This window comes from Nocardia sp. GP40 (assembly GCF_050434125.1).
Classification (GTDB): Bacteria; Actinomycetota; Actinomycetes; order Mycobacteriales; family Mycobacteriaceae; genus Nocardia; species Nocardia albiluteola.
The window spans coordinates 28,697-40,761 of record NZ_JBNPVW010000010.1 but is presented as its reverse complement, the minus strand read 5'-3'; the positions used below and the strand labels follow the sequence as shown (position 1 = coordinate 40,761).

General features: G+C 68.1%; 11 protein-coding genes. 5 read left to right on the top strand and 6 right to left on the bottom strand.

Going from position 1 to position 12,065, the window contains the following annotated elements:
* Positions 1 to 67 precede the first annotated feature (67 nt).
* The 3 genes from pepN (at position 68) to ABH933_RS27700 (ending at position 4,173) form a co-directional block, all read left to right on the top strand.
* Positions 68 to 2,698 carry an aminopeptidase N gene (pepN, locus tag ABH933_RS27710; RefSeq protein ID WP_429412920.1) on the top strand — a complete coding sequence of 877 codons (2,631 nt, stop codon included), beginning with the start codon at positions 68 to 70 and terminating at the stop codon, positions 2,696 to 2,698.
* A gap of 282 nt (positions 2,699 to 2,980) precedes the next feature.
* Complete coding sequence (locus tag ABH933_RS27705; RefSeq protein ID WP_215917645.1) at positions 2,981 to 3,586, top strand: ClpP family protease; 606 nt, start codon at positions 2,981 to 2,983, stop codon at positions 3,584 to 3,586.
* Positions 3,583 to 4,173: a ClpP family protease gene (locus ABH933_RS27700; protein WP_429415540.1), complete on the top strand. Its 591-nt coding sequence runs from the start codon at positions 3,583 to 3,585 to the stop codon at positions 4,171 to 4,173. Before ABH933_RS27705 ends, ABH933_RS27700 begins: the two co-directional genes overlap by 4 nt.
* A gap of 433 nt (positions 4,174 to 4,606) precedes the next feature.
* Here ABH933_RS27700 and ABH933_RS27695 read toward each other — a convergent pair whose 3' ends face one another.
* The 6 genes from ABH933_RS27695 to ABH933_RS27670 all read right to left on the bottom strand — a co-directional run bounded on the left by ABH933_RS27695 (position 4,607) and on the right by ABH933_RS27670 (position 9,372).
* On the bottom strand, positions 4,607 to 5,056 hold the full coding sequence (locus tag ABH933_RS27695) for a hypothetical protein (RefSeq protein WP_429412918.1): 450 nt from the start codon (positions 5,054 to 5,056) through the stop codon (positions 4,607 to 4,609).
* A gap of 419 nt (positions 5,057 to 5,475) precedes the next feature.
* Positions 5,476 to 5,772 carry a helix-turn-helix domain-containing protein gene (locus ABH933_RS27690; RefSeq protein WP_429415537.1) on the bottom strand — a complete coding sequence of 99 codons (297 nt, stop codon included), beginning with the start codon at positions 5,770 to 5,772 and terminating at the stop codon, positions 5,476 to 5,478.
* 646 nt (positions 5,773 to 6,418) lie between these two features.
* Entirely contained in the window at positions 6,419 to 6,895 is a 477-nt protein-coding gene (locus tag ABH933_RS27685) for a DUF5130 family protein (RefSeq protein WP_308166607.1), read from the bottom strand.
* Positions 6,882 to 7,154 carry an aa3-type cytochrome oxidase subunit CtaJ gene (gene ctaJ / locus ABH933_RS27680; protein WP_429412915.1) on the bottom strand — a complete coding sequence of 91 codons (273 nt, stop codon included), beginning with the start codon at positions 7,152 to 7,154 and terminating at the stop codon, positions 6,882 to 6,884. Before ctaJ ends, ABH933_RS27685 begins: the two co-directional genes overlap by 14 nt.
* A gap of 78 nt (positions 7,155 to 7,232) precedes the next feature.
* Positions 7,233 to 8,771, bottom strand: a complete 1,539-nt coding sequence (locus ABH933_RS27675) for a glycoside hydrolase family 13 protein (protein WP_429415534.1) — start codon at positions 8,769 to 8,771, stop codon at positions 7,233 to 7,235.
* Between the two features lie 232 nt (positions 8,772 to 9,003).
* Positions 9,004 to 9,372, bottom strand: coding sequence for a globin (locus tag ABH933_RS27670; RefSeq protein WP_429415531.1), 369 nt, complete (start codon positions 9,370 to 9,372; stop codon positions 9,004 to 9,006).
* 461 nt (positions 9,373 to 9,833) lie between these two features.
* Here ABH933_RS27670 and ABH933_RS27665 point away from each other — a divergent pair, with 461 nt between their 5' ends.
* The gene (locus ABH933_RS27665; protein WP_429412913.1) at positions 9,834 to 10,541 is read left to right on the top strand and encodes an HNH endonuclease; all 708 of its coding nucleotides are present in this window, start codon (positions 9,834 to 9,836) and stop codon (positions 10,539 to 10,541) included.
* A gap of 545 nt (positions 10,542 to 11,086) precedes the next feature.
* Positions 11,087 to 12,028, top strand: coding sequence for an NAD-dependent epimerase/dehydratase family protein (locus tag ABH933_RS27660; RefSeq protein WP_429412911.1), 942 nt, complete (start codon positions 11,087 to 11,089; stop codon positions 12,026 to 12,028).
* The last annotated feature ends 37 nt before the right edge of the window (positions 12,029 to 12,065 follow it).

Here is a 12,065-nt window from a genome sequence, read left to right as displayed (position 1 = left end):
GCCGCTCGTTCCCCACCCCGGAGTGGGCGGCCCGCCGGTATGTTCTTCGACCAGCGAAGGAGTCTGGATGTCCGCACCGAACCTCACCCGTGAGCAGGCCATCACACGTGCCGCGACGATCAGCGTGGAGAACTATCGCATCGAGCTGGACCTGACGGGCCAGCCGACCAACCCCGAGGCCGGCTCGGGCGAAACCTTCGTCTCCCGCTCGACGGTCACCTTCACGGCCGAACCCGGCGCAGAGACTTTCGTCGATATCGTCGCGGCCGGGGTGCGTTCCGTGGCGCTGAACGGAACCCCCGTCGAGATCGGCGACTACGACGAGTCCAAGGGGATCGCGCTGACCGGCCTGGCCGAGCGCAACGAGCTGGTCGTCGAGGCCGACTGCGAGTACTCGCACACCGGCGAGGGTCTGCACCGGTTCGTCGACCCCACCGACAACAAGGTCTACCTGTACTCGCAGTTCGAGACCGCCGACGCCAAGCGGATGTTCGCCTGCTTCGACCAGCCGGACCTCAAGGCCACCTACGACATCACGGTCACCGCGCCCCAGGACTGGGAGGTGATTTCCAACGGTGCCACGGTCGAGGCTGCTGTGCTTAGCCACCCCGCCAGCTCCGCCGGCTCACCACCCCCGGAGACCGGAACGGTCGTCCGGCACACTTTCGCCACCACCCCGCGTATGAGCACCTACCTCGTCGCGCTGATCGCGGGCCCGTATGCGAAGTGGACCGACGCCTACACCGACTCGCACGGCAGCATCCCGCTGGGCATCTACTGCCGTGCCTCGCTCGCCGAGCACATGGACTCCGAGCGGCTGTTCACCGAGACCAAGCAGGGATTCGGTTTCTACCACGAGAATTTCGGTGTGCCGTACGCGTTCGGCAAGTACGACCAGTTATTCGTGCCCGAATTCAACGCTGGCGCAATGGAAAACGCGGGCGCGGTCACCTTCCTCGAAGATTACGTGTTCCGCTCCAAGGTGACTCGCGCCTCCTACGAGCGGCGCTGCGAGACCGTGCTACACGAGATGGCGCACATGTGGTTCGGCGACCTGGTCACCATGAAGTGGTGGGACGATCTGTGGCTGAACGAGTCGTTCGCCACCTTCGCCTCGGTGCTGTGCCAGACCTCCGCGACCGAATACACCAGCGCCTGGACCACATTCGCGAATGTGGAGAAGTCGTGGGCGTACCGGCAGGATCAGTTGCCCTCCACCCATCCGATCGCCGCCGACATTCCGGACCTGGACGCGGTGGAGGTGAACTTCGACGGAATCACCTACGCCAAGGGTGCTTCGGTGCTCAAGCAGCTGGTCGCCTACGTGGGCCGCGAGCCGTTCCTGGCGGGTCTGCGGGACTACTTCACCGAGCACGCCTACGGGAACGCCACCTTCGACGACCTCGTGGGCGCCCTCGAAAAGTCCTCGGGCCGTGACCTTTCCGGCTGGGGTGCGCAGTGGCTCAAGACGACGGGCCTGAACATCCTGCGGCCGGAGTTCGAGGTGTCCGATGGGAAGTTCACCTCGTTCTCGGTGGTGCAATCCGGTGCGCAGCCGGGTGCCGGCGAGTACCGGGTGCACCGCCTGGCCATCGGCGTGTACGACGAGCAGGACGGAAAGCTGGTGCGCACCAAGCGCGTCGAGATCGACCTCGCGGCCGCCGAGCGCACCGAGGTGCCCGAGCTGGTCGGCGTCGAGCGCGGCAAGCTGGTGCTGGTCAACGACGACGATCTCACCTACTGCTCGGTCCGCCTGGATCCGGAATCGCTGACGACGGTCACGACGCGCATCGCCGACATCGCCGAATCGCTGCCCCGCACGCTGTGCTGGTCGGCGGCCTGGGAGATGACCCGCCAGGCCGAGCTGCGGGCCCGCGATTTCGTCGCGCTGGTGCAGCGCGGTGTCGGCGCGGAGTCGGAAATCGGTGTGGTGCAGCGCCTTCTGATGCAGGCCCAGACCGCGCTGGGCAGTTACGCCGATCCCGGCTGGGCGCAGTCGCAGGGCTGGGCCGAGTTCGCCGATCGCCTGATCGAGCTGGCCCGGGCGGCCGAGCCGGGGTCGGACCATCAGCTGGCCTTCGTCAACGCCCTGACCGGCGCGCGCCTCTCGCCCGCGCACACCGAGGTGCTGGGCGCGCTGCTCGAAGGCGATCCGGCGCAGGTGGGCCTGGCCGGGCTGGTGGTCGACACCGATCTGCGCTGGCGGGTCGTGCAGGCGCTGGCCGCGGCCGGCGTGATCGACGCCGACGGGATCGCCACGCCGGTCATCGATGCCGAGCTGGATCGCGATCCGACCGCCGCGGGCCGTCGTCAGGCGGCCGCGGCCGCCACGACCCGCCCGCAGGCCGCGGTGAAGGAGAACGCCTGGAACTCGGTGATCAACGACGACACGCTGCCGAACATCACCACCCGCGCGATCGTCGCCGGTTTCGCCCCCATCGGTCAGGCTGATCTCCTGGCCCCGTACGTGGACCGCTACTTCGCCGACATTCCGGCGGTGTGGGAGCGCCGGTCGAGCGAGGTCGCTCAGACCGTCGTCGTCGGCCTCTACCCGCACTGGGCGATCACCGACGAGGCGGTCGCCGTGGCCGACAAGTTCCTCGCGGGCGGTCATCCCCCGGCCCTGCACCGCCTGGTGAGTGAGGGCAAGGCGGGTGTCGAACGCTCCTTGCGTGCAAGGGCTTTCGACGCCCGCTAGCCCAGGGACCGCACAATCGGCCGCATTCCCTCCGGGACCCGGGGGAATGCGGCCGTATTGCATTGCGCACCAGTACAAAACGAGCGCAGTGTCACAATGACTCGCCGAACCGCCGCACCGCACCGGTACCCGTCCGCACGAACCTGTAGTACGGGCGGTTGTGCGCAAAGGATCCGAATCACACCATGCGGCACTGGTTCCGGCGAGTCTCGCTGCTGTGGGCAGATCTGCCGTGAGCAGCGTCGGACGACAATGGGCACGGTCCCGGCGCACCGTGGACGTATGGCTCACGACGACAACAAGATTCCGATGTTCAGCTGGCGAATGCGCGAGCAATTACTCAGCCGGCGCATTCTGGTGCTCGACGGGGCGCTCGACGACGACAACGGCACGCTGCTCATGACGCAGCTGCTCACGCTCGCCGCCGAGGATCCCGACGGGGCGGTCTCGCTGTGGATCCACTCGCCGGGCGGCTCGGTGCCCTCGATGCTCGCCATCCGGGACACCATGCGGCTGGTGCCGTGCGAGGTGTCCACGCTGGCGCTGGGACTGGCGTGCAGCGCCGGGCAGTTCCTGCTGTCGGCGGGCGAGCCGGGGCGGCGGTTCGCCCTGCCGCACGCGCGCATCCTGATGCACCAGGGTTCGGCGGGCATCGGGGGCAGCGCGGGCGAGGTCGAGGTGCAGGCCGACGACCTGCGGCACACGGTCAACACCGTGCTCGGCCTGATCTCCGCGGACACCGGGCAGCCCTTCGACCGCATCTACGAGGATTCCCTGCACGACCGCTGGTTCACCGCGGAGCAGGCTCGGGAGTACGGCTTCATCGATCACATCGTGGAGTCGTTCGGTCAGGTCGTGCCGCAGCGCCAGCGAGTGGGGATCAGCTGATGACGTACACGATTCCCAATGTCATCGCCCAGCATCCGCGGGGCGAGCGGATCATGGACGTCTACTCGCATCTACTCACCGAACGCATTGTCTACCTGGGCACGCCGATCGATTCCGGGGTTGCCAACGCGCTCATCGCGCAGCTGCTGCACCTGGACGCGGACAGCCCCGGGCAGGACATCCACCTCTACATCAATTGCGAGGGTGGCGATCTGCCCGCCATGCTCGCGGTGTACGACACCATGCAGCACGTGCACTCCCCCGTGGTGACCACGTGCGTGGGCCAGGCCATCGCGGTCGGCGCGGTGCTGCTGGCGGGCGGCGCGAAGGGACGGCGTTCGATGCTCCCGCACGCCCGCGCCGTCCTGCACCAGCCCGCGGGCCGCGGTCAGGGCGCCATCCCCGACCTGATCCTGCAGGCCGACGAGCTGGTCCGGATGCGGGCGGAAATCGAGGCGATCCTGTCCGAACACACCGGCCAACCGGTGGAAACCCTGCGCCACGACACTGACCGCGACCGCGTCTTCACCGCCCGCACGGCCGTGGAATACGGCCTGGCCGATCAGATTCTCGCCGCAACCGATTGATCGGCGCGGGCCCGATCCGCCCAGCCGCCGACGGGGTGGGCCGCCTGGAAGGCGAGCCGCCCGTCGGCGCCGGCGATCCGGGTGAGCTCTCGTCCAGGGCCAGGAGCACCCGCCACGGCCGCTCGTCACCCGCCGCGGCGATAGTCCACACGACCAGTTGGCCCTGGAATCCTGAAGCTGGCCCCAGCCCCAAAGTAGCTTCGCGCGCTCTTGATCACGAACAGTATTTCCGAGCGCGTCGCTCCAGCCGCAAGCGCGGCACGCATATGCCGCCGCGTCGCCTGCCGCGGCAGCATCCATCGGATCGGGCATCGACATGTCATCAGCGGGCATAGGTGCATCCTTGGTCTGATTGACGCGGCTCGTTGGCAGGAGTCGCTGTCTGGAAGGAACTGCGCGACTCAGGGGCGCCGGCTGGCACGCACACTGTCGATCAGTCCTTCATGCGCCGGTAAGCGAGTAGGGATCTGCGCAGACTGCTGAATGCATAGACGGCCGCCCACACTGAAATCAAAACGAGCACAACGAACATCGGTAGCCAGCTGCTCTTATGATGATCGACACCCCACCAGACCGCCGTAAACAGAATCGTGCAGATGAACAGCAGGATGTCGCGCAAGCCGCCGCGATAGGAGGCGGCCGCTCTGCGCAGCGGCCGGTATCGATTGACGATCGCGACCAGGTCGTCGATGCGATTATCGATGGTCCGTTGGAGTTCGGCGCGCCGCTCCACTTCCTCCGGAGGTATGCGGTCCAGCAGTTCCATATCCTGCTTGATCGTCTTGCGGACGTCCGGGCCCTTCAGATATCCCGCCGCTGCACCGAGAGCCAATCCACCAGCGATGGGCGCGATCCCCATGGCAAGGTCAACCAAAGCGGGCATGCTTCCGTCTCCTCAGCCACCCCATCAACATCGCGGCAAGAGCACTGCCTGGATCATATGCCCGGTGGCGTATCTCTGTGCCGATCGCAACGCCGACCTCGGACTCGCCTGCTTCGGCATGGCCGCCGTCCACATCATCCTGCGACGCTGATCGATCTCGGCTGTTAAGCAGTCTCAACTGGGTGGGCATCGCTGGAACCACCTTGGCCCGCCGCCAGGTCGACGCCGGTCGTGACAGTGCCCGGCGCCGGACCATCACATACAGCGTCTGGTTCGGCCATTTCATCGTGTGGCTGTCGCTCGCCATCCAGGACCATGACAGTTCTACTTTGGGGCTGGGGCCAGCTTCAGGATTCCCGGGCTCAGTTGCAGCGGGCAGCGGGCAGCGGGCAGCGGGCAGCGACCGGGGTGTACAGCGATCAGGCGGCGAGGGCCAGCATCGTCGGGCCGGAGCGGCGTGGGGGAGCCGGGGTGGCGAATGGGGTGGGGCCCTGCTGGTGCAGGTCTCGGACCACCTGTTCGGTGAGGCCGATCAGGGTGGTGCCGAGGGCGCCGGCCAAGGCGGCGATCATCTCGCTCGACGGGTCCTTGCGCCCGCGCTCAACCTCGGACAGGTACTGCGGCGAGACTCCAGCCCGTCCCGCCGTCTCGACCAGCGTCTCGCGCTGTTCGGCCCGCAGCGCCCGCAGCCTGCGCCCCAGCGCCTCCCGCCACAGCGGCTCCGACTGGGCCGACGCCGGCTCGGCTCGAAACCGGGCTGGGGCCTGCCGGACCGACTCCGACCGCGACCGCGCCGAGTCACGGTGGGCTGAATCGGACTGCGGCTGTGCGGGTTCCAGACGCAACCGCGGCCGTTCCGAACCCGGCCGGGCCTCGCGCACCGAATCCGGTTGCGGCGATTCCGGCCGCGGCGATGCCGGTTCCGCACCGAGCCGAGCCGAGTCCGGCCGCGGACGATCGTCCCGTCCGCCGGGGATCGCATGGAGTCGCGGGTGCTGGGCCATGCCCTGAGCCTACGAGCACGCCAGCGGATTCACGGCCCGATTCTGCTCACAGCAGATAGCGCTGAAACGCGCATCCGGCTCGGCGCGGGACCGCGCCCAGGCCTGGCCGTCGCCCGAGTGATCCTGTTGGCGCTCATCGGTACCACCGGGTCGTGCCGCCCGGGCCCAGGTGCGCGCACCTGGTTCCGCCTGCACGGCGAGACCAGGTGTCCCGGCACCCGGTTCGGCGACCTTCGAGGAACAGTCGCAGAACACACGCGCACCCTGTGCCCGGACCTGCGCTCGTCTCATGTCACTGGAGCGAGCGCCGATCGGCGCACGGGGTGCACGACGCTGTTCGGTTGTGCCGGGCGCTACGTCAGCTCGGGCGGCCGATGGCCGCGCCCATGACGCGGACCGCGGAGACCAGGCCGTCGATCAGCTGGCCCTGGCGCAGCGAGCTGAGCAGGGCGGACGCGCCGAGCTCACAGATGCGGTCGTTGACCCGATCGGCGACGTCGCGGCCCGAACGGACCTCGACGGCGTTGTCGTTCGGGGAGACGGCGATGAGCACCGAACGCGCCGCCTCGGGGGTACCCGGGAAGATCGCGTCCGCGCCGGCGGCGGCATCCGCGCCGAGGTCGCCGATGTAGATGTTGAACCTGACCTTGGTGGAGCGCGTGACCTCGGTCAGCGTGTTGTCCATGATCAGCCGCTCGGTGTCGCTGAACGGCGCCTCCCGGAACATGTCGCCGGATTCGTGGACTCCGGAAACGCGTCCACTCGTCGTCACGACGTATCCGTGCGGGAGGTCGGCCTCGACCACCGCGGGCCAATTCCAGTTAGAACTTGCCACTTGCCCGGCCTCCGATCAGGTCCGACTCGGCGGCTTCGATCGCCGCGTGGGTGCCGTGCGAGGTCTCGTGGTGTCCGGAACCGGTCACCTCGTCGGTCGCGCTCCACAGCACCGGATCCGCGGTCCACTTCTCACCGAGGTTGTAGTGGGCCGGCTTCTCCCCGGGGAACGGCTTGCCGAGGAACGACAACCCCGCGATCACCCCGTAGATCACCAGTGGGATGCCGACAAAGATCAGCACTGTCTCGAGAATGCTCACGGCCCAACGGTAGACGATGCGTCCGAGCGACGGTTCGACTGGTGAGCATGTGGTGGGTCCGTGTCGGGGTGCGCGCGCCTACACGAGCCACGCGGCCGCGTCGACCGGCAGCATGTTCCCCTCGATCGGCGCGCTGGCCAGCAACACCTCCCCGGGCGGCAGCGGGATCGGCGCGCCCGAGGCATTCAGTGCGCACACCAGCCCGCCCGTGCGCCGGAACGCCAGGCAGTCCGCCGGACTGCCGTACCAGTCCAGCCCCGAACCGGCGAATTCCGGTCGCGAACTTCGCAACTCGATGGCCATCCGATACAGCGACAGCATCGAATCCAGCCGTTCGAGCTGGGCCTCCACGGTGAGCTCGGCCCACTGCGCCGGCATCGGCAGCCAGGACCGCTCGCCGGTGGTGAAGCCGAACGGCGGCCGCTTTCCCTCCCAGGGCATCGGGACCCGGCAGCCGTCGCGCCCACGCTCGGTGTGCCCGGAGCGCTCCCACACCGGATCCTGCAGCACCTCGTCGGGCAGATCGTCGACGTTCGGCAGCCCCAGCTCCGAGCCGTTGTACACGAATACCGCGCCGGGCAGCGCCAGCTCCAGCAGCATCATCGCCCGCGCGCGGGCCGGCCCGACCGCGCCGCCGCCATAACGGGTGACCTCGCGCTCGATGTCGTGATTGGACAGCGTCCAGGTGGGACCGGCGCCGACGGCGTGCACCGCCTCGATCGAATTGTTCACCGCGGCACGGATTTCCGCGGCATCGTAGGCGGCCTCGGCGAGCCGGAAGTTGAACGCCAGATGCAGCTCGTCCGGGCGCACGTACTCCCCGAAGCGGGTGTTGTCGTCGACCCAGACCTCGCCGATGGACACCGCGCCGGGATATTCGTCGAGCACCTTGCGCAGCCGGCGATGGATGTCGTGCACCGCGGGATTGTTGAACCGGGGATCGGTGTCGTCGTGCACCAGCATCTTGGTCTCGACGCGCTCCATATCCGGTAGGCCGGACGGCTTGGCCATGCCGTGCGCGACGTCGATACGGAATCCGTCGACACCGCGGTCCAGCCAGAACCGCATGGTCTGCTCGAAATCCGCGATGACCTCCGGATTGTCCCAGTTCAGATCCGGTTGCTCGGCGGCGAAGATGTGCAGGTACCACTGCCCCGGCCTGCCGTCCGCCTCGGTCACCCGGGTCCAGGCCGGGCCGCCGAAGATGCTCGGCCAGTTGTTGGGCGGCTGGTCGCCGCCGGGCCCGCGTCCGTCGCGGAAGATGTAGCGGGCACGTTCGGGGCTGTCCGGCCCGGCGGCCAAGGCCGCGGTGAACCAGGGATGTCGCGAACTGGTGTGGTTCGGAACCAGGTCCATCGTGACCCGGATCCCACGGTCGTGCGCCTCGGCGATCAGCTCGTCGAACACCGCGAGATCGCCGAACAGCGGGTCGATATCGCGTGGATCGTCGACGTCGTATCCGCCGTCGGCCATCGGTGAGCGCATCACCGGGCAGATCCACAACGCGTCGATGCCGAGCAGTTCCAGATAGCCGAGCCGATCGACGAGCCCGCCCAGATCGCCGACGCCGTCACCGTTGGAATCGGCGAACGAGCGCGGATAGACCTGGTAGAACACCGCCGACCGCCACCACTCCCCGTCCGCGTCCGCAACCTCGCAGGCCCCCGATTCCGGCGCTGCCGCGGCCGGATCTCCAGGTGATGAAGGTGTCACAACCTGCAATACTGCCAAAGGTTTCCGGTGGCCGGTCCCGAACACGGCAGTGTTGACCAGTTTTGGCAAATCATCGGCAGACGCCGACCGTCATACGGAAAAGCTCCGAGTTGCAGCGGATTCTGCGCGTCGACCGTTAGATCGGGGAGTTGACCAGCGAATTTGCCGCCATTTCCAGATAATCCAGCAGCGCGCGGCGATGCGCATCATCCATGGCCGCGGAATCGATCTCGCCCACGGCGATGTGCATGCAGCGCAGCCACGCGTCACGCTCGACGGGACCGATCCGGAACGGCATGTGCCGCATCCGCAATCGCGGATGCCCGCGCTGGTCGGAATAGGTCCGCGGGCCGCCCCAGTACTGCTCGAGGAACATCCGCAGCCGGCGCTCGGCCGGGCCGAGATCCTGCTCGGGATACAGGGGCCGCAGCACCTCGTCGCGGGCCACCTCGCGATAGAACGTCGCCACGAGCTTGTGGAACGTCTCGGCCCCGCCGACCGCCACGTAGAACGACGCCGGCTCGGCCGGGGACGCCTGGCTCGATGTGCTCGCCGCCCCGAGGGCTCCACGCTCAACCGCCACGTACTCGCTCCTTCATCGCATTGGTTCCGGGATCACCCCGGTGGCGCACGCGCCGACAGCCCCGCCGCGGCGCAATACCTGCCGTACTCGCAGCATAGTCGCCGCCCCGGTCCGCCCCGGTCGCGCTCGCGGAGCCGCGGGCGCCCCCGCCAACACGGCACGCAATCGAGATCGGACCGTATCCCACGGTCCGGCGCCGCTCCGGGATCCTGGGAGTACCGACCGGGACTCGGGGCCTACCACCACCCCAACATCTGCCGTTAACCCGAACGTGCCCGACAATGTGCGAAATCACCGTGCATTCGTACGAGTTCCATGGTCAACTGGGTGGCAGTGTCTGCCCAGATACCACATGAACCGGACTATACGAACTCGGGGTCCCCATGAAGCAGCGGCACGGCGCCCGGTCACACGAGGTGAGAGCGCACCGACAACTCCAGCCCGCCGACGTCCACAATCGTGGGTCGGGGGCTACTCCGCTGCACATCTTGTCCGCCAATTCGACACCAGACCATCACCACCCCCATCCCGATGCGCCCGTGCATCGAACCCTGGAAAATCCCCCACCGGCCGCGTGGGTCAAGCGCCGGGTGTTGCTTCTGAATGCCACCTACGAGCCGCTGACCGCCCTGTCCGCACGCCGCGCCATCGTGCTGCTGATCTGCGACAAGGCCGATGCCGTCCACCACAATGCCGAGGGACCCGTCGTACATTCCGCCGAGGCGTCCGTCGCGCTGCCATCGGTGATCCGCCTGCGCAACTACGTCCATGTGCCGTATCGCGCGCGGGTGCCGATGACCCGCGCGGCACTCATGCACCGCGACCGCAATCGCTGCGCGTACTGCGGCGGCAAGGCCGAGACCATCGACCACGTGATTCCGCGCAGCCGCGGCGGCGCGCACTCGTGGGAGAACTGCGTGGCCTCCTGCGCCCCGTGCAACCACCGCAAGGCCGACAAGCTGCTCAGCGAGCTGGGCTGGACGCTGCATCATCCGATGGTGGCACCCAAGGGACCGCATTGGCGGCTGCTGTCGACCAGCTCGGACCTGGATCCGGTGTGGTTGCAGTATCTCGGGGAGGGTGCCGCCTGATCGGGCGGTGACTCGCCCCGCTGCCGAGCGGCCGGCATCTCGAAGACACCCACCATGACAGCCCGACGTCGTGGCGGTAGCGGGTCGATCGCCGTACCCGGGGTCCGCGAGGGGTTGCGGCTCGCCGGGCGGAATGATTCCAGGCACCGGATGCGAACGGGCCGACCCGTCCGCGCCTGCGGTCGTACCCCGGTTGGGCGCAAGGCTGCGACGTTGCCGCGTGGGAACGGTGGAGTTGCCGATGCCGGGGCCGCACGTCCGCATGGCACCGCACCGCGGATCGGCACTCGGCACAGAGTCGTCAGCCCGCTCCGAATCGCGAGCTGTGATGTCGCGGCGATGTCCGTGGGCGGGGCTGGTCGGCCGTCCCAGCTGCGCGGCAGGAGAAACTTTCCGCTGGTGGGACCACATTTCCTGGCGACCGGTAGGCCATCTTCCAGATCGGCGCTCACAAATGAGAGCACTGCTCTTGACAAGCGGGCACGAGAGGAGCATGCTCTTCATCAGCAGAGAGCAACGCTCTCTAAAACAAAATGGAGAGCACAATGTCCGAACTGCACGTAGTCACCGGCGCAGGCCCCGTCGGCACCACCGTCGCCGAGCAACTGGCCGCCGAGGGCAAGAGCGTCCGCATCCTGACCCGCTCCGGCAGCGGCCCCGAGCACCCGCTGGTCGAGCGCCGGCGCGTGGATGTGACCCAGCGCGAGCAGCTGGCCGCCGCCGTCGACGGCGCGGTGGCCGTGTACCACTGCACTCACGGCTCGAAGTATGCCGCGAGCACCTGGTGGGCGGAACTTCCCTCCACCGAGAAGACCGTCATGGAGGTCGCCGGGGAGGCCGGGGCCGTGGTCGTGTTCCCGGAGAGCCTCTACGCCTACGGCCCCGTCGACGGGCCGATGACCGAAAACACACCCCGCGAGGCCGATTTCGGCAAGCCTGCGGTGCGAGTGGCGCTGCTGAAGGCCCGCGAGGAGTCGGCCACCCCGACGATCAGCGTCGCCGCCGCGGACTTCATCGGCCCGCACGTGCGGAACTCACACGCCGGTGAGCGCATGGTGCCGAACATCTTGACCGGCAAGTCCGTTCAGGCCCTCGGCAACGTGAATCTGCCGCACTCGTTCACCTACATGCCCGACCTCGCGGCCGCGATGATCCGCGCGGCGCAGGACCGCACACTGTGGAACAGCTTCCTGCACGCGCCGACCGCACCGGCGGTGTCGATCCGCGAGCTGGTGCAGCTGCTGGCCGACGCGGCGGGCAAGCCCGCGCCGAAGGTCATGGGGATCCCGGGCTGGGCGCTGCGTGGGATGGGCGTGTTCAACGAGCCGATGCGCGAACTGGCCGAGATGAACTACCAGTTCGCACGGCCGTTCCTCTTCGACTCCACCGCGAGCGAGGCCCGGCTGGGCCTGAAGCCGACCCCGCTGCCGGAGGTTGCGGCCGGGACAGTCGCCTGGTGGAAAACCGTTGTCGCCGAGTCGAACTGAGACCGTTGCCGGAAATCCTTGAAGCACAGCGCATCAC